Annotated in this window: 17 protein-coding genes; 9 read left to right on the forward strand and 8 right to left on the reverse strand. The window is 65.9% G+C overall.

Annotation, left to right across the window (positions count from 1 at the left end; genetic code table 11):
- Positions 1-21 precede the first annotated feature (21 nt).
- The 5 genes from ACKTT0_RS10220 to ACKTT0_RS10240 all read right to left on the reverse strand — a co-directional run bounded on the left by ACKTT0_RS10220 (position 22) and on the right by ACKTT0_RS10240 (position 4,589).
- On the reverse strand, positions 22-720 hold the full coding sequence (locus ACKTT0_RS10220; protein WP_407849797.1) for an ABC transporter ATP-binding protein: 699 nt from the start codon (positions 718-720) through the stop codon (positions 22-24).
- Complete coding sequence (locus ACKTT0_RS10225) at positions 717-1,493, reverse strand: ABC transporter ATP-binding protein (RefSeq protein WP_407849798.1); 777 nt, start codon at positions 1,491-1,493, stop codon at positions 717-719. Before ACKTT0_RS10225 ends, ACKTT0_RS10220 begins: the two co-directional genes overlap by 4 nt.
- A complete protein-coding gene (locus ACKTT0_RS10230; RefSeq protein WP_407849799.1) occupies positions 1,490-2,473 on the reverse strand; it encodes a branched-chain amino acid ABC transporter permease in 984 nt (327 codons plus the stop codon). The genes ACKTT0_RS10225 and ACKTT0_RS10230 overlap by 4 nt, the downstream gene beginning before the upstream one ends.
- The gene (locus ACKTT0_RS10235) at positions 2,470-3,327 is read right to left on the reverse strand and encodes a branched-chain amino acid ABC transporter permease (RefSeq protein ID WP_407849800.1); all 858 of its coding nucleotides are present in this window, start codon (positions 3,325-3,327) and stop codon (positions 2,470-2,472) included. Before ACKTT0_RS10235 ends, ACKTT0_RS10230 begins: the two co-directional genes overlap by 4 nt.
- A gap of 62 nt (positions 3,328-3,389) precedes the next feature.
- Positions 3,390-4,589: an ABC transporter substrate-binding protein gene (locus ACKTT0_RS10240; protein WP_407849801.1), complete on the reverse strand. Its 1,200-nt coding sequence runs from the start codon at positions 4,587-4,589 to the stop codon at positions 3,390-3,392.
- A 225-nt stretch (positions 4,590-4,814) separates the two neighbouring features.
- Between ACKTT0_RS10240 and ACKTT0_RS10245 the strand changes: the two genes are divergently transcribed.
- On the forward strand, positions 4,815-5,630 hold the full coding sequence (locus tag ACKTT0_RS10245) for a FadR/GntR family transcriptional regulator (RefSeq protein ID WP_407849802.1): 816 nt from the start codon (positions 4,815-4,817) through the stop codon (positions 5,628-5,630).
- 27 nt (positions 5,631-5,657) lie between these two features.
- Here the strand turns inward: ACKTT0_RS10245 and ACKTT0_RS10250 are convergent, their stop codons facing one another.
- On the reverse strand, positions 5,658-6,365 hold the full coding sequence (locus ACKTT0_RS10250; RefSeq protein WP_407849803.1) for a FadR/GntR family transcriptional regulator: 708 nt from the start codon (positions 6,363-6,365) through the stop codon (positions 5,658-5,660).
- Between the two features lie 229 nt (positions 6,366-6,594).
- Between ACKTT0_RS10250 and ilvD the strand changes: the two genes are divergently transcribed.
- The 3 genes from ilvD (at position 6,595) to ACKTT0_RS10265 (ending at position 11,086) form a co-directional block, all read left to right on the forward strand.
- Positions 6,595-8,304 carry a dihydroxy-acid dehydratase gene (gene ilvD, locus ACKTT0_RS10255; RefSeq protein ID WP_407849804.1) on the forward strand — a complete coding sequence of 570 codons (1,710 nt, stop codon included), beginning with the start codon at positions 6,595-6,597 and terminating at the stop codon, positions 8,302-8,304.
- Positions 8,305-8,375: 71 nt separating this feature from the next.
- The gene (locus tag ACKTT0_RS10260; protein WP_407849805.1) at positions 8,376-9,662 is read left to right on the forward strand and encodes an MFS transporter; all 1,287 of its coding nucleotides are present in this window, start codon (positions 8,376-8,378) and stop codon (positions 9,660-9,662) included.
- A 50-nt stretch (positions 9,663-9,712) separates the two neighbouring features.
- Positions 9,713-11,086 (forward strand): FAD-dependent oxidoreductase, encoded by a 1,374-nt coding sequence (locus ACKTT0_RS10265; RefSeq protein WP_407849806.1) that lies wholly within the window; start codon positions 9,713-9,715, stop codon positions 11,084-11,086.
- Positions 11,087-11,207: 121 nt separating this feature from the next.
- On the opposite strand, the gene ACKTT0_RS10270 is transcribed toward ACKTT0_RS10265, so the two are convergent.
- Positions 11,208-12,686 (reverse strand): FAD-dependent oxidoreductase, encoded by a 1,479-nt coding sequence (locus tag ACKTT0_RS10270; protein WP_407849807.1) that lies wholly within the window; start codon positions 12,684-12,686, stop codon positions 11,208-11,210.
- Between the two features lie 115 nt (positions 12,687-12,801).
- On the opposite strand from ACKTT0_RS10270, the gene ACKTT0_RS10275 reads away from it, so the two are divergent.
- The gene (locus tag ACKTT0_RS10275; protein WP_407849808.1) at positions 12,802-13,218 is read left to right on the forward strand and encodes a MarR family winged helix-turn-helix transcriptional regulator; all 417 of its coding nucleotides are present in this window, start codon (positions 12,802-12,804) and stop codon (positions 13,216-13,218) included.
- Positions 13,219-13,513: 295 nt separating this feature from the next.
- Here the strand turns inward: ACKTT0_RS10275 and ACKTT0_RS10280 are convergent, their stop codons facing one another.
- Positions 13,514-14,116: a GNAT family N-acetyltransferase gene (locus tag ACKTT0_RS10280; RefSeq protein WP_407852411.1), complete on the reverse strand. Its 603-nt coding sequence runs from the start codon at positions 14,114-14,116 to the stop codon at positions 13,514-13,516.
- A gap of 100 nt (positions 14,117-14,216) precedes the next feature.
- Between ACKTT0_RS10280 and ACKTT0_RS10285 the strand changes: the two genes are divergently transcribed.
- The 4 genes from ACKTT0_RS10285 (at position 14,217) to ACKTT0_RS10300 (ending at position 17,206) form a co-directional block, all read left to right on the forward strand.
- A complete protein-coding gene (locus ACKTT0_RS10285) occupies positions 14,217-15,005 on the forward strand; it encodes a nucleotidyltransferase domain-containing protein (protein ID WP_407849809.1) in 789 nt (262 codons plus the stop codon).
- A 47-nt stretch (positions 15,006-15,052) separates the two neighbouring features.
- Positions 15,053-15,304, forward strand: coding sequence for a hypothetical protein (locus ACKTT0_RS10290; protein WP_407849810.1), 252 nt, complete (start codon positions 15,053-15,055; stop codon positions 15,302-15,304).
- 67 nt (positions 15,305-15,371) lie between these two features.
- Complete coding sequence (locus ACKTT0_RS10295) at positions 15,372-15,854, forward strand: DUF2231 domain-containing protein (RefSeq protein ID WP_407849811.1); 483 nt, start codon at positions 15,372-15,374, stop codon at positions 15,852-15,854.
- On the forward strand, positions 15,851-17,206 hold the full coding sequence (locus ACKTT0_RS10300; RefSeq protein WP_407849812.1) for a PQQ-dependent sugar dehydrogenase: 1,356 nt from the start codon (positions 15,851-15,853) through the stop codon (positions 17,204-17,206). Before ACKTT0_RS10295 ends, ACKTT0_RS10300 begins: the two co-directional genes overlap by 4 nt.
- Positions 17,207-17,310 lie beyond the last annotated feature (104 nt).

Here is a 17,310-nt window from a genome sequence, read left to right on the forward strand (position 1 = left end):
CTCCTAATAATGTGACCGACCCTAGACGCCCACGCTCAGGTAGCGGTCCTTGATGGCGTCGTCGCGCCGGAAGGCTTCGTTGTCGCCTTCGAACACGATGGTGCCCTGCTCAATAATGTAGTGCCGGTCGGCCAATTGCGTGCAGACCTCCAGGTTCTGTTCCACCAGCAAAATGGCGATGCCCTGCTGGCGGATCAGCTTGAGCTGGGCGACGATCTCCTCGACGATGACCGGCGCCAGGCCTTCCACCGGTTCGTCCAGCATCAGCAGGCGCGGGTGGTTCATCAAGGCGCGGCCGATCGACAGCATCTGCTGTTCGCCGCCCGACAGTTGCCCGCCGCCGTTGCGGCGCCGCTCTTTCAGGCGCGGGAAGATGCGGTAGATGTCGTCCAGCTGCCAGGGCGAGTCGCGGCGCGCGGCCAGCTTCAGGTTCTCTTCCACCGTCAGCAGCTTGAAAATGCCGCGGTGCTCGGGCACCAGGCACACGCCGCCCGCCGCCACCTTGTGGGCCGGCAGGCCGCCGATGGCCCGATCGCGGAAGGTGATGGCGCCCTGGGTCGGCGCCAGCAGGCCGGCAATGGTCTTGAGCGTGGTGGACTTGCCCGCGCCATTGCGGCCCAACAGCGTCACCAGCTCGCCTTCCCCCACCGACAGCGTCACGCCCTGCAGGATATGGCTCTTGCCGTAGCAGCTGTGCACCTGTTCCAGTCGCAGCGTCATTGACCGCCTCCGGTGATCATGTTGCCCAGGTACGCGGCCCGCACCCGGGCATCGTTGCGGATCTCGCCCGGCTTGCCCTCGACCAGCACGCGGCCCTGCTGCATCACCGTCACCGTGTCGGAGATATCCATCACGATGTTCATGTTGTGCTCGATCAGCACCACCGTGTAGTCGGCCGCCAGCGCGCGGATCAACTGCTTCATGCCGTCCAGGTCGTCGATGCCCATGCCGGAGGTGGGTTCGTCCAGGAAGATCGCCTGGGGCCGCGCCGCCAGCGCCATGCCGACCTCCAGCCGGCGCTGCTGGCCGTGCGACAGCGCCGCCGCGGCGCTGTCGGCGCGCCGCTGCAGGCCCAGCTTTTCCAGGATGCTGTCGACCAGTTCGGCATGCGCGCGCGGGCCGTCCGGGCGGCGCCAGGCGTCGAAGGCGCCGGACGGGTGCGCGCCTTGCACGGCCAGCCGCAGGTTCTCGCGCACGCTCAGGTTATTGAACAGGCTGGTCACCTGGAACGAGCGGGCGATGCCGTGGCGCACCCGCACGTGGTCCGGCGCACGGGTGACGTCGCGGCCGTCGAACACGATGCGGCCCTCGCTGACCGGCACGGTACCGGTCAGCATGTGGAACAGCGTGGTCTTGCCGGCGCCGTTGGGGCCGATCACCGAATGCACGGTGCGTGGCATCACGGCCAGGTCCACGCCCGCCAGCGCGGTGAACTTGCCGTAGCGCTTGACCACGCCGGTGGCTTGCAGAATGGGCTGGGCGGCGCTGTTCACGATTCGGCCCCCTCGGCCCGCGCGGCGCCGTCGCGCCGCAGCGCCTGCCACAGGCGCACGCCCAGGCCCCACAACCCCTTGTGCATGAACAGGCTCACCGCGATCAGCAGCATGCCCAGCAGCAGCAGCCAGCGCGGCCACAGCGCCGACAGCCAGTCGGCCATCAGCACATAGAACGCCGCGCCCAGCAGCGAGGCGAACAGGTTGCCGGTGCCGCCGATGACCGTCATGACCAGGATCATCTCGCTGGCGTGGTATTCGATGTTCGACAATGGCGCGATGCCCGTCATCAGCGCATGGAAGGCGCCGGCCAGCGCGGTCACCGCGCCCGACAGCGCGAACACCGCCAGCTTGAACAGGCGCGTGTTGTAGCCCACCGCCATGGCGCGCGCCTCGTTCTCGCGGATGGCCAGCAGCGTGCGGCCGAACACCGAATCGGTCACGCGCTGCAGCAGCCAGAACACCAGCAGGAAGCAGATCGCCACGAAACCGTAGAACTGCCAAGGCGAATCCAGCGGCATCAGCGTCAGGCCCAGCAGCGACGGCCCCGGCCGGGGAATATCGAGCAGGCCGTTGTCGCCGCCGGTCCAGTCGGGCAGGCTGTAGGCCAGGAAGTAGAACATCTGCGCGAAGGCCAGCGTCAGCATCACGAAATACGCGCCGCGCTGGCGGATCGCGAACCAGCCCACCGCGGCGGCCACCAGCGCGCCGGCCACGATCGTCAGCAGCAGGGTGGGCAGCAGCGGCAGGCCGGCGCGCGTCAGCAGGATGCCGGCGGCGTAGCTGCCGATGCCGAAGAAAATGCCCTGGCCGAACGACAGCAGGCCGGTATAGCCCAGCAGCAAGTTGCAGCCCAGCACCGCCAGGGCGTAGATCAGCACTTCGGTGGCCAGCGAGCCGGACGTCATGACCAGCGGCAGGGCCAGCGTCACGGCGGCCGCCAGCAGCAGGGTGAGGTGTCGCGCGAACCAGTCCATCATCCTCTCCCCAGCAGGCCATGCGGCCGCAGCAGCAGCACGGCGGCCATGGCGATGTAGATCATCAGGCGCGCGCCTTCCGGCCACAGCGTGCTCATCACGCTTTGCACCACGCCGATCAGCAGGCCGCCGACCAGCGCGCCGCCGAAACTGCCCATGCCGCCCACCACCACGATGACGAACGCGATGCCCAGCGCCTCCAGCGCCATGAACGGATCGACGCCGCGCACCGGCGCGGCCAGCACCCCGGCCAGCGCCGCGGTGGCCGCGCCCAGCGCGAACACCAGGCTGAACACGCGGAACACATTGATGCCCAGCAGCGACACCATCTCGGTCGACTCGCTGCCGGCGCGCACCGCGCTGCCCAGGCGCGTGCCTTCCAGCACCCACCACAACAGCAGCGCGAACACTGCCGTGAAGCCGATCAGGAACAGCCGGTACTTGGGATAGATGAAGCCGCCCCACATCACCACGCCCTGCAGGCCGGCGGGGGTGGCGACGTTGTCGCCCAGCGGCCCCCACACCAGGATGACCGCCTCCTGCAACACCAGCGCCAGGCCGACCGTGATGAGAATGTGGAACTCGTGCGGCTGGTCGTACACGTGCCGCAGCAGGATGCGCTCGGCCAGCCAGCCCAGCAGGCCGACGACCACCGGCACGACCGCCAGCGCGACCCAGAAATTCAGGCCCCAGGCCAGCGCCTGGAAGCAGAAGTAGGCGCCCAGCAGGTAGAACGCGCCGTGCGCGAAATTGACGAAGCGCAGCAGCCCGAAAATAATGGACAGGCCCACGGCCAGCAGGAAGTACAGCATCCCGATGCCGAGGCCGTTGATGATCTGCAGCAGGTAGACATTCATGGGCGAGGCGGGCGCTCCCGGTCGAGGAAAGACGCGGCGGCCGGCGGCCGCCGCGGGCGGGATCAGAGCTTGCAGCCCGTCTGCTCGACCGGCAGGAACGACTTGCCGAAGCTCAGGATGTCGGCATAGTCGTCGGCCGCCTTCATGGCCGACTTGGCCTTGCCCTTGAGCAGGTAATAATTCTTCAGCACTTGGTGATCCCCCCGGCGGATCTCCTCCGGCCCGGTCAGGCCGTCGTACTGCATGTCCTCCATCACGGCGATCACCTTGGCCGGATCGTCGGTGCCGGCCTTGATGATGGCGTCGATCAGGATCTTGGTGCAGATGTACGAGCCGGCCAGGCTGTAGTTAGGGCTGGCCTTGAACTTGTCGGCGCAGCGCTTGACCAGCTCGTGGTTCAGCGGCGCATCGATGGCATGCCAGTACTGCGCGCCGAAATACACCCCCTCGCACAGGTCGGCGCCGAGCGACTCGAACTGCTCCAGGCCGGACGCCCAGGCCATCAGGATGGTGGTGTTCTGCTTCATGCCGAAATTGGCCGCCTGCCGCAGCGCGTCCGACGACTGCGAGCCGAAATTCAGCAGCAGCAGCACGTCCGGCTGGGCCGCCATGGCGTTGGTCAGGTAGCCGCTGAATTCCTTCTCGGTCAGCGAGTGATAGCTGTTGCCGACGTGCTCGATGCCCTTTTCCTCGAAGATGCGCTTGGCGGCCGACAGCAGGCCGTCACCGAACACATACTGGGGCGTGATGGTGTACCAGCGCTTGGCCTTGGGCAGCGACTCGATCAGCGGACGCACCGTGCGCTCGATGGCGCCATAGGTCGGCACCGACCAGCGGAACGTGGCGCGGTTGCAGTCCTTGCCGGTGATCTCGTCGGCGCCGGCGGTGGTGATGAAGACCCCGCCGGCTTTTTCCACCTGCTTGCCCATGCCCAGGGACTCTGACGACAGGATGCCGCCGGCGAAGAACCGCGCGCCTTTCTGCTGCGCCAGTTCCTGCACCTTGCGCACCGCCGTGGCCGGCTTGCCTTCCGTGTCCAGCAGCGTATAGGCCAGCGGGCGGCCCAGCGCCTTGTCGTACTGCTCGATGGCCAGCTTCATGCCCAGGTCGGCGTACTTGCCGTTGGCCGCGAACGGGCCCGACATCGGCACCGGACAGCCGAACTGGATCGGCCCGGCGCCCTGCGCGAAGACGCTGCGGCCGGCCAGCGACCCGGGCAGGGCCGACGCAGCGGCCAGCTTCAAGAGATCACGACGCTTCAAGGCATTCTCCTTGCGGCGCGCCCCGCTGGGCGCGCATGGAACATCGGTGGATCAGCACGGCCGGCGCGGCCGCCGCTCGCCGGGGCGAGACACGAATCTATTTATCATGATAAATAGGATGAAATCGATCATATCGGCAGGCAAATTTGCGCGTCAATACGAGGGGCATCAGGTATAACCCTTGGCTGCCCGCGCAGCCGGGCCGCATCGACCACAGGAGACAACATGACGCGCCAACCGGACATCTCGGGCCTGGGCCTCGCGATCGGTAAGCCCAAGCGCGGCGACCTGGTCGCCGAGGAGATCAAGCGCCTGATCACCGAGCGCGACCTCAAGCCCGGCGACCGCCTGCCGCGCGAAGGCGAGCTGCAGCAGCTGTTCTCGGTCAGCAAGAGCACCATCCGCGAAGCGCTGAAGTCGCTGGAAGTGCAGGGCCTGATCAAGATCAGCACCGGCCCGTCGGGCGGCGGGCAGATCGTCGAGGTGCCGCTGAACCGCACCTTCCAGCTGATGCAGAACTACCTGTTCTTCAAGGAAGTGACCATCGACGACATCTACACCGCGCGCAAGCTGCTCGAACCGGAGCTGGCGGCGGGCGCCGTGCCGCACCTGACCGAAGCCGACTTCGAGGCCCTGGAACACAGCATCGACTGTTGCGATCCGTCGTCCGGCAAGACCCGCGACGTGGTCGCGCAGCGCACCGAAGACCTGAACTTCCACGACATCCTGGCGGCCGCCAACCCCAACTCATTCCTGCGCTTCACCTGCCAGATGATCAACGAAATGCTGCGGCAGCTCACGGTGTTCGAGAACGACACGCCCACCCGCACCCAGCGGCGCTTCGGCGACGCCAATGCGCAGGTCCACAAGGCCATCGTGGCCGCCGCGCGGGCGCGCGACGCGGAACAGGTGCGCAAGCTGATGGCCGAGCACATGCAGGAGGCGTCGGGCTTCGTCAAGCAGCTCAATGGCAAGCTGCAGGGGCGGCTGATACTGGATTCGGAGATGTCGCGGCGGGCGCCGGCGCGGCGGGGGAGATAAAGCTTCGCGAGGGCTGGGCCCGCGCCGCTACTGCACTTCCTTGTCCACGTGCTGCACCACCAGGTCGATGACGCGCGGCGTATTCTTCGATGCCAGCGCCTCGATGATGGCGCAGTGTTCCTGGTGCAGCGTCTCGCGGCTTTCCGGCACGAAGCCGTAGACGCGCCAGGCCTGGGTCCACAGTTGGTGGATCTGCCGCTGCATGGCGGACAGAATCGGGTTGCCGGCCAGCTCGGCCACCTTGGCTTCGAAGCTCAGGTCCAGGCCGGCATTTTCCTCGAACTCGTCCTTGGCGGTCTTGTCCTGGGCGTTCTCGTCGATCAGTTCCTTCAGGACGCGGATGCTGCTCTTGTTGGCCTTGATGGAATACGCCTCGAAAACCGCGCGCTCGACCGCCGTGCGCGCCGCGATCAACTGCTGCATGAACTCCGTGTTCACGCCCTGCGCCAGCAACGCATTGAGGTTGTCGCCGCCGGTGGCGATGGCTTGTTTCTCGACGAAGTAGGTGCCGCTGCCCACGCGGGTCTCAATGCGTCCGGCGGCTTCCAGGACCTTGAGCGCCTGGCGGATCGACGAGCGGCTCACGGAAAAGCTCTCGGACAGCTCCCGTTCGGATGGCAGCTTGTCCCCGATCTGGAACTGGCCGCTGTTAAGCAGATTCTCGAGCTGCTGGCAGACCTCCTGGAAGATGTCTGTGCGCTTGATGGGGAGCATTGAAAAACGGGGCTTGCTCATGTGGCTCGATGCCGGACATCCGAAATGAGGGACTAGGAACTTTACCATTCTTCGGTCAAATGGTCCGTCCACTTTCCCATACATCGCTGCCAACTCGCCCGCAATTGGGGTAAATCTGGGTAAATTGGTTAGTTGTCAGACCACTTTTAGTCGGATAGCATACCAATCATCCCAAGCTCCATCCGTGGGCGGAACGGCGCGCGGGCAGCAAATCCAGGAGACAGCAGCGATGTACAGAAGCAATTTCGAACCCGGCTCCACCCGTTGGGCGGTGCGGCGCAGCCAGTGGCGCAGCATGGGCATCCGCGAAGAGGACATGGACAAGCCCAAGATCGCCATCATCAACACCTCCAACAAGCTGTCCTGCTGTTATGTGCACCTGGACGCCATCAGCGCCCTGGTGCAGCAAGCCATTCGCGATGCCGGCGGCCTGGCCTTCGAGGTGCGCACCGTCGCCCCCAGCGATTTCGTCACTAGCGCTGGCAAGAAAGCGCGCTACCTCATGCCGACCCGCGACCTGATGGTCAACGAAGTGGAATGCATGATGGAAGGCGCGGTGCTGGACGGCATGATCTGCCTGTCGTCCTGCGACAAGACCACGCCCGCCCACCTGATGGCGGCCGCGCGCCTGGACGTGCCGTCCCTGCTGCTGACCTGCGGCTACCAGGTCGGCGGCAAGTGTTCCAACGAAAAATTCGAGGACCAGTTCTTCGACATCGACGACGTCTACGAGCAGATCGGCGCGCTGGCGACCCGCACGATCACGCTCAAGGACCTCACCGACATGACGGACGTGGCGATCCAGTCGCCCGGCGTATGCGCCGGCCTGGGCACCGCCAACTCCATGCACATCGTGGCGGAGGCCATGGGCATGACCCTGCCCGGCAATTCTCCCATCTGGGCCAACGGCCGCCGCCTGAACGAATACGCGCAGGCCGCCGGCCGCCAGATCGTCGAACTGACCCGCCATGGCGTCTCGGCGCGCCAGATCATCACCGAAAAGGCCATCCGCAATGCGGTCATGATGGTGCTGGCGGTGGGCGGCTCGGTCAACACGGTGCGTCATATTGCCGCCATCGCCACCGAGGCCGAGCTGCCGCTGGACGTGGTGAAGCTGTATGAGGAATACGGCAAGTCCATCAAGCTGCTGACGGCCGTGCGCCCCAACGGCCCCTTCCGCACCGAAGACCTGGAAGCGGCCGGCGGCACGCCCGCCGTCATGAGCCAGTTGCGCGAGCACCTGCACCTGGATGCCCTCACCGTCACGCGCCAGCCCCTGGGCGAGAACATCGCCGATGCCCGCGTCAAGGACGCCAAGATCATCCGGTCGCAGGCCGACCCGGTCAGCCAGCGGCCCGGCGTCGGCATTCTGCGCGGCAACCTGGCGCCCAACGGCGCCATCGTGAAGCTGTCCGCCGTGCCGGGCGAGCGGGCGGGGTTTTCCGGCCCCGCCAATATCTACGAAGGCGAGGACGAAGCCATTGCCGCCCTGGGCGCAGGCAAGATCAACAAGGGCGACGTGATCGTGCTGCGCAACATGGGCCCCAGCGGCGGTCCGGGCACCGTGTTCGCCTGCAGCTTCGTGGCGGCCCTGAACGGCGCCGGCATCGCCGAACACGTGGCAGTCGTCACCGACGGCGAGCTGTCCGGCCTGAACCGCGGCATCATCGTCGGCCAACTGATGCCCGAGTCGGCCGCCGGCGGGCCGCTGGCAGTGGTCAGGCAAGGCGAGACCATCCATATCGACTTCGCCAACCGCAAGATCGACATGGACGTCCCGCAGGACGAGATCCACCGCCGCCTGGCCGAATGGCGGCCGCGCGAGCTCGAACTGGGCGGCGGCAACAGTACCTATCTTCTGCAGTACGCCCAGCTGGTGCAGCCTATCGAACAGGGTGCGGTGCTGGGCAAGCGCAAGGTGCACGCGCACACCCCGTGATCCGGGCGGGCGCCCCGGCCCGGGCGCCCGCGCCGGCGAACCATAACAACGACATACGGAGATAGCCCATCATGTCTACGCAGGCAGAGGCACAGAAATCCAGGAAAGCAGGCTTGGCGGCGTTCATCGGCACCGTCCTGGAATGGTATGACTTCATCATCTATGGCACGGCGGCAGCCATCGTGCTGAACAAGGTGTTCTTCCCGAACAGCGACCCGCTGGTCGGCACGCTGGCCGCCTTCGCCACCTATGCGGTCGGGTTCCTCGCCCGTCCGCTGGGCGGGCTGTTCCTCGGCTACCTGGGCGACAAGGTCGGCCGCAAGACGGTGCTGGTGTTGACGCTCTTCCTGATGGGCGGCGCCACCACCGCCATCGGCCTGCTGCCCGGCTATGACAGCATCGGCCTGTGGGCGCCGGCATTGCTGGTGCTGATGCGCCTGATCCAGGGCTTCGGCGCGGGCGGCGAATACGCGGGCGCCGTGGTGCTGTCGGTAGAGCACGCGCAAAAGGGCAAGCGCGGCGCCGCCGGCGCCTGGGCGCCCCTGGGCTTTGCCGCGGCCACGCTGCTGGCCAACGCAGTGTTCTTCTTCTTCCTGAACGTGCTCAGCGAAGAGCAGTTCATGGCCTGGGGCTGGCGCATTCCGTTCCTGCTGGGCGCAGCCTGCGTGCTGGTCGGCTACCTCATCCGCCGCAACATCGAAGAGCCGCCGGCCTTCGAGAAAGCCCAACAGTCGTTGCAGACCAAGAAAATCGGCCTGCTCTCGGCCATCAAGCACCATCCGCGCAGCTTCTTCATCGTCATCGGCTCGCGCATGGGCGAGAACGGCTTTGCCTACCTCTACCCGGTGTTCTGCGTGTCGTACATGGTGACCACGCTGCACATGGAAAAGTCGCTGGCATTGTGGGCCGTCATCATCGCCTCGGCCATCCAGCTGGTGACCATCCCGTTCTACGGCGCGCTGTCCGACCGCATCGGCCGCAAGAAGGTCTACCTGGGCGGCGTGGTCTTCTCGGTGCTGTGGCTGGCTCCCTTCTTCATGCTGCTGGATGTGCAGGCGTTCTGGGCCGTGGCCCTGGGCTTCGCGGTCGGCCTGGGTTTCGCCTACCCCGCCATGCTCTCGCCGCAGGCGGCCTGGTACGCCGAGCTGTTCGACACCGAGTTCCGCCTGGCCGGCTTCGCCTTCTCGCGCGAGCTTGGCTCGCTGCTGGCCGGCGGCCTGGCCCCCTTCATCGCGACGGCGCTCTACACCTATTATCAGCATTGGTGGCCCATCGTGGTCTACATGGGCGCCATGGGCGTCCTGACCGTGATCGCGCTCGCACTGGGGCCCGAAACCGTGCACAAGAACATCGATTGACGCGGGCGCGGGCCGCCACCACCGGCGGCCGCGCCCTTGAAGGAGGCAGCATGGACAGCAACAACAACGATTTCCCGGCCTGGCACCTGGTCAGCCGCTACGACGCCGTGCCCGACCTGCCGGTCCTGGCCGAGGTCGATGTGCTGGTGGTGGGCGGCGGCGCCGCCGGGGTGGCCGCCGCGACCACGGCGGCCGAGCACGGCAAGCGCACCATGGTGATCGAGCGCTACGGATTCTTCGGCGGCGCGGCCGTGGCCGGCATGTCGGGCACCATCTGCGGCATGTACCTGGCCAGCGACGTCCATGCCGAACCGCGCCAGGTCGTGCAGGGGTTCACCGAGCGCTTCCGCGCCGAACTGGCGCGCCGCAACGGTGTGACGGGGCCCCAGCGCTACGGCAAGACCTGGACCGTCACCCACGACCCCCTCATGTGGAGCGAGACGGCGGATCAACTGGTCGAGGCCGCCGGCGCCAAGACGCTGTTCCACACCAGCGTGAGCGGCGTCATCGTGGAGGACGGCGCCTGCGCCGGCGTGGTCATCGAATCGGCCGCCGGGCGGTCGGTGGTCCTGGCCCGGCGCATCATCGACGCCTCCGGCGATGCGGCCGTGGTCGCGCGCGCCGGCTACCGCTATGTGTTCGGCGACCACGGCAAGATCCAGAACCCCACCATGTTCTTCCGGCTTGGCCAGATCGACATGCCGCGCTTCCTGGCCTACTGGGGCGAGGACACCATCAACCCGCCCAAGGTCAGCGAGGCGATCGAGCAGGCCGACGCCGCCGGGCGCTACGACCTGCCGCGCAAGAAAATCTGGATCTTCCCGACCACCCGGCCCGGCGAACTGCTGGTCAACGCGACCCGGCTGACCGCGCGCGACGGCCACATGCTGAACGTCATCGACCCGGAAGACTTCACCGAGGCCGAAATCGCCGGGCGCCGCCAGGTGCGCCAATACGCGGCCTTCCTGGCCGACACCATCCCCGGCTGCGAAGCCAGCTACGTGATGAACACCGGCACCCAAGTCGGCGTGCGCCAGACGCGCAGTATCGTCGGCGTGGAAACGCTGACCAACGACGACGTGCTGTCCTGCCGCAAGCGCGACGACGGCATCTGCCGGGTGCCATGGCCGATCGAGCTGCACGCGGGCGAAAAGCCCAAGCTGCACTGGCTGCTGGACGACTACTACGAGGTGCCGTACCTGGCGCTGGTGCCCGAGCAGGGCGAGAACCTGATCGTCGCCGGCCGCTGCCTGAGCGCCCAGCATGAAGCGCTGGCTTCGGCGCGCGTCACTGCGCAGTGCTTTGAATATGGCCGGGCAGCCGCCGTCGCGGCCGTCCTGTCGCTCGATACCGGCCGGCGCTTGCGGGATATTCCGGGCGAGGAGGTGCGGGGGAGGATGCGGGGGTTGGGGAGTGCGCTGTAGGCAGTGGGGCGGGCAGTCTATCTGGGGTTTCTCACGCGCACGGTGTGTGGCTATCAATGATGACGTCGACGGGTAAAGAAGCCAGCAGGCGTGCTGTTTTCTTTCGATCCGTTCGGGTCGGTCACCGAGTTTTGCAATACTGGTCCAGGTACTCTTGCAATACGACCGCCCGATCCCCGGCAAAGACGCCCGCCAGGTACCCGTCCGGCCTGACCAGCGCGGCAGCGCCCTTCGCGAGGCCGTAGAACCTGGCGAACTGGTCCAGGTGGTCTTCGATCTCCATGCCAGGCCCAATGCTGTGGATGTGCAAGCCTGCGCTTGGCAGAAAGGTTGAGGGGCCGTTGACCAGTAAGGTCCAGTGCGTGCCCTTGAACACGCAGAACAGGCGCGTGGGGCTGCCGCCTGCGCCACGCACAATGGCATCGGGCGCACGATTGCCCGGGACAAGCCTGCTGTCGGCTTGCGACGGAAGCGATAGCGGCGAGGCGGGATAACCGATGTCCAGTTGCTGGACTTCACGGGTCCGCCTGTTGTCCCCCGTCTTGAAACCAGCAAGCAACCGTGTGGACAGGCCAAGCACTTCCGCGGCCACGGGCCGGCGTTCGGCTTCGTAGGATTCCAATAGCCCCTCGGGTGCGCCAGCGAGCACGGCCGCTAGCTTCCAGCCCAGGTTGTAGGCGTCCTGCACGCTGGTGTTGAGGCCTTGTCCGCCGGTGGGAGGATGGACATGTGCTGCATCACCGACCAGGAAGACGGGGCCATCCCGGTAACGGTCGGCTAGCCTGGCGTTCATGGTGTAGGTCGAAGACCAAGCAACTGAATGGACGGTAACGTCCGCGCGCGCGGTGTGCAGGGCAACGCGTTCAGTCAACGCAGCAGCGGAAAGGTTGATGTCGCCCTCCAGAGGAACGGGCGCCTGGATCTGGAACAGGTCGGTGCCCGCGAGCGGGCAGATGGCCAGGGGCCCCGCGCCGTTACCGTCGAACTGGTGCCACACATCGCGCGACAACCCTTCCAGCACGACATCGGCCACGATTGCCCGCACGCCTAAAGTCCTGCCCTGAAAGCCTATGCCCAGAGTGCGACGCACCAGGCTGCGCCCGCCGTCGGCGCCCACCAGGTAGCGGGTGTGGAGCCACTGCTCGCCCTCCGGGGTGGCCAGCACCGCTTCTATCCCGCCGGCGCCGACCTCCATTCCGATCAGCTCCACACCATACTCAGGTGCATGGCCCAGTTCCAACAGGCGCTCGCGCATTATCGCTTCGGTCTTGAACTGCGGAACCATCAACGGAAGCGAGTAGGGCTCGGCAGGCGTAGGTGCGGCAACCGTCGTCACTTCCTGGTCCACATGACAGCCGTCAGCCGAGTATTTCCGAACCTTGGGATAGATGCCACCCGCAGCCATGGCTCGGTCCAGGATTCCCAGGTCTTCGAAGACCTCTTGGGTGCGCGGTTGAATCCCTTTCCCGCGTGAGCCCGGAAAGGGGGATGGGAGCTTTTCGACAAGGGCAAAGCGCACGCCGCGACGCGCCAGTTCTATTGCCAGGGTCAGGCCGGCAGTCCCGGCGCCGCAGATCAGGACGTCAACGGGCTCACGCATATCAGTTCTCCAAAGTATGTGTAATATGCACATATTTAGAGGGCAGTCTATGGCCACAAAAGAGAAAGTGCAAGATACACATATCTCGGCGCAGTTGAAGGACCTTCATCGGTCCTTGATCACGATCGTGAGCGTGATGAACCGCCCTAGGAACGACGAACGACTGATCGCGGAAGCCGGCGTGCAGTTGGACCAGGCGCTCTTTCGCCTATTGGTGGTGATTGAAAGGGTGGGCCCGATCGGGGTGGTGGACCTGGCGGATCGCCTCGGCAGGGATTACACGACCATCAGCCGCCAGGTCGCCAAGCTGGAACGGATGGGGATGGTGATGCGGCACGCGAATCCGGAAGATCGCCGGATGCGCGAAACGGTGGTGTCTTCCAAGGGCAAAGCCGTGACTGACAAGCTTGACCAAGCCCGCGAGCGCCTGGCACGGGGAATCTTTCAGGACTGGGCCGCCGAAGACGTCGCGGATTTAGTGCGCCTGATGCGGAAATTCGCAGAGGCGCTGGAACTGGGTACACGAGCTTGAGGTGGCTCGCGTTGAGGCATGAAGCGCGTCGAACGCTTGGACTTGCCACGCTGCTGCTGCGCTGCGCCCCATAACGTAAGAAACAGGTCGCAAAGGCCAAATGGAAGAAATTCCCTTGAAGCTCTTGATTCGAGCCGCACTGAACGAGGACAAAGAGGCCCTTGGCACGCTCAAGCCGCGATCGACCGGCCCTAGCATGGGGCAACTTGTCGACGGCCGACCTTGGCCGGAAACGGACGTTCGTGTCCATCAAGCAACAACGAGATCCAGGCTCTCGTAATGGTGGTACCAGGCTTCAGTCGAGCCGCCCCCCACCCCCAAACCGCAAATACCAAAACAAAGCAACTTCATCCCGCACCTCATCAAGCGCAGAATAAACATAGCGGTCATACCCCCCCAATACGAACCCGTACCGTTGGTAAAACACGCAAGCACCCACGTTATTAGACTGCGTCTCCAGCCGCACCCCCGCCAGGCCTTCGCCCCGCGCCCACGCGACGGCCGCATCCATCAGCTTGCGCGCGGCGCCCAGGCGCCGATGCGCGGCGTCGATCGCGATGTCGTCGATGCTGGCAAACCGGTTCCAGGCGTGTGAGATGGCGAGGTAGCCGACGGCCTGGCTGGATTTCGTCTCCACCACGAACAATGCCCGGTCGCGGGCATTGAGATAACCGGCCAGCTCGTCCGCATCGAACGCATATTGCTTGGCGCGTGGTGGCTGCACTGGCTCGGTATGGGTGATGCCTGGCCCATCGAAAGGCCCCATGGCAACGCGCTCGATCGTGAACGAGAAATCGCATGCGGCCAGTGCAACCAGGTCGTGGGGATGGGCCAGGCGGATTTCTATCATGCGGCAATTTCCTTTGCGCGAGTTCAGGCAATATAGCGAAGCCGCCATCCGGGCGAAACTTTGCATCGGCCGAGCCGGCAGCGACCGCTCGCGTTTGTCCGGCCAGCACGAGTTTAGTAACCTGGGCGGTACGCCTGGAGGACTGAGTATGTCACGCACACTGCCAACCCTGCATGGGGAATTCGTCGAGCGGGTTCGCAGCGTAGTGCAGCGCGACCGGCGGCTGACTGCCTTGCTGGCCGGCGGTTCGTATATCCACGGAGGACTCGATCGACATTCGGACCTCGATTTTGTCGTGGTCGCGGAGGAAGAGAGCTACGGCGAGGTCATGGCGTCGCGAAAAGAAATAGCGACGCGGGTCGGAGATTTATTGGCGGCGTTCAGCGGCGAGCACGTCGGGGAACCGAGGCTGCTGATCTGCCTTTACGGGCCACCGCTGATACATGTCGACCTGAAGTTCGTGACGGCGTCCAGCCTGGACCGCCTTGTCGAGCGCCCCGCCGTGTTGTTCTCGCGCGATCCGGGCCGGCTGGAAGCCTGTCTCGATGCGGCCGTCATCGCGTGGCCAAATGCATCGCCGGACTGGTTCGAACAGCGGGCGTGGATATGGTTGCATTACGGGGCGACCAAACTTGCCCGCGGCGAGCTGTTCGAGGCAATCGGGATGCTGGGCTTTTTCCGCGACCAGGTGCTGGGCCCCATGCTGCACCGCCGTGCCGGGCGGCCGCAGCGGGGCGTGCGGCGCATCGAGATGCTGGACGGGCCCTGCGCCGAACAGTTGGCGAAAACGATCCCGACGTATGATGCGGTATCGGTGCGCAACGCATACATGCAGGCAGTGGATCTGTACGTGGACCTTCGTACCGATGAGCCTCCGGGTCAATCGGTCAAACACATGCCGGAAGCGATTCGGAGCTATCTCGACGCCAGTTCGTAAGCAGCAGGCAGTGGCCGGCGGTTGCCGCCAGCGGAAACCAGGACATCATGACGCCCCTTCGTTCAACACTGCGACCAATCCTTGCCGCGATGGCGTGCGCGTTGCTTGCCGCCTGCGCGGATAGCCCGCCCCGGCAGGCCGACATGGACTACCGCAGCCGGCCGCCTTCCACGGCGCCGGCTTCCAGCGGCGCTTCCGACCCGTCGGGCCAGCGCCTGATCATCAAGTCCGGCGAGGGGGAAAGGTTGAACCTTCCCTGGTTCATCCGCGATGCCCAGCACTGGATCAACACCAACTGATCCCGGTCCCGCTCGCTAGCCGCGCGCGGCCGCCCTGGGTCGCGGTGCCCCGTTGCGGGCACGGCAATTGCTGCGCCGCCCTCCGCAATCGTGCGTCCGGCCCGGCAAGGAGGCGATCAAGGTGACCCCAATCATTGAACATCGGTACGCGCTGACGGTGCACCCGGTGCACGCGGTATTCCTGGCGGGGATGCTGTCCTTGTTTCTCGGCGCGGCACTCAGCGATGCGGCGTATGCGAAAACTTTCCATATCCAGTGGAATAATTTCGCCTCGTGGCTGCTGGTGGGGGCGCTGGTGTTCAACGGCATCGCGCTGGTTCTCGCCATTATCGATCTGTTCCGGCCTTACCAGCGCGCCCGGGGAATCGTGCCCTACGTGCTGGCGTTGCTGGCGGTCTGGGTCGTGGGCATTTTCAATGCGCTGATCCATGCGCGCGACGCATGGGGCAGCATGCCCGCCGGCCTGATCTTGTCGGTGGTCACCGTGGTGCTGGCCTGCGCGGCGATATGGCTGGGCTTCCGCACCCCGCATATCAGGGGCGCCGTATGAAATACCGTAGCCTGCTTGCCGTTTTTCCCCTGTCCGTCGCGGTGGGCGTTTGCAGCGGCCAGGCCGGGCCCGCGCAGGTCGGGCCCGACCCCGAGCTGCCCAAGCCAGAGCGGGGGCTGCTGCCGGATATGGTGATCGCGCAACCGGCGGAGTGGGGCGACAAGATGCCGATAGTGCCTGACGGGTATACGGTCACCGCCATCGCGACCGGCTTGAAGATCCCGCGCCAGACGCTGCTGTTGCCCAATGGCGATATCCTGGTGGCCGAGGGCCGGGGCGGCAATGCCGCCCAGCTCAAGCCCAAGGATGTGATCGCCGGCATCATCAAGGCCCGCGGCACCAGCCCGGTAAAGGGCGGCAACCGCCTGACCCTGCTGCGCGACGCCGAGGGCGACGGCACTTATGAAGCCTCGACGTTCGCGGAAGACCTCAACGCGCCGTACGGCCTCGCGTTGGTGGGCGACAAGCTCTATGTGGCCAACCAGGACGCCTTGGTGCGGTTCGATTACCAGCCGGGGCAGACCAAGGCGAGCGGCCCGCCCGAGACAGTGACGCCCCTGCCGTCGGAAATCAACCACCACTGGACCAAGGCCATGACCGCCAGCGCCGACGGCCAGTATCTGTATGTGGGCATCGGCTCCAACAGCAATATCACCGAACGCGGCATGACGGCGGAGGCCGACCGCGCGCGCATCTGGCGGGTCAATGCCCGCACTGGCGAATACAAGACCTACGCCACCGGGCTGCGCAATCCCACCGCGCTGACCATCCAGCCGGATACCGGCCAGTTGTGGGCGGTCGTGAACGAACGCGACGAGATCGGTCCGGACCTGGTTCCCGATTATCTGACCGCGGTGCAGGAAGGCGGTTTCTATGGCTGGCCGTACAGCTATTGGGGGCAAAACGTGGACGAGCGGGTTCGCCCCCAGGACCCGGAAAAGGTCGCGGCGGCGATCAAGCCGGACTACAGCCTGGGCTCGCACGTCGCGGCGCTGGGCGTGGATTTCTCGACCGACGCGATGGGCGGCCAGTTCGCCAGCGGGGCCTTCGTCGGCGAACACGGCAGCTGGAACCGCAGCGAGCCCGTCGGCTACAAGGTGGTGTTCGTGCCGTTCCGCGACGGGCGGCCGGCCGGCCCGCCCATCGATTTCGTCACGGGGTTTCGCGACAGTGATGGCACGACCCGTGGCCGTCCGGTGGGGGTGACGGTCGACCCGAATGGCGCGCTGATCGTCGCCGACGATTTGTCGAACACGATCTGGCGCATAACGCCAGCGCGCACCGCGCAGTCGCCGCAGCCCGTCGCGGCGGCGCGGTCGCCGGCATCTTCCTTGCCGGCGCAAGTCAGATAACCGGTTTGACGAGCGGTACGTCCGTGCGAAAACGACCGCGGCCATCGGCGGCGGCGTGCCGCCAGTGGTGAAGTGCCAAGAGGCCGCCATTGGGCCCGGGCCGA

The sequence above is a fragment of the Bordetella saccharivorans genome (assembly GCF_045862855.1).
Lineage (GTDB): Bacteria > Pseudomonadota > Gammaproteobacteria > Burkholderiales > Burkholderiaceae_B > Bordetella_A > Bordetella_A petrii_F.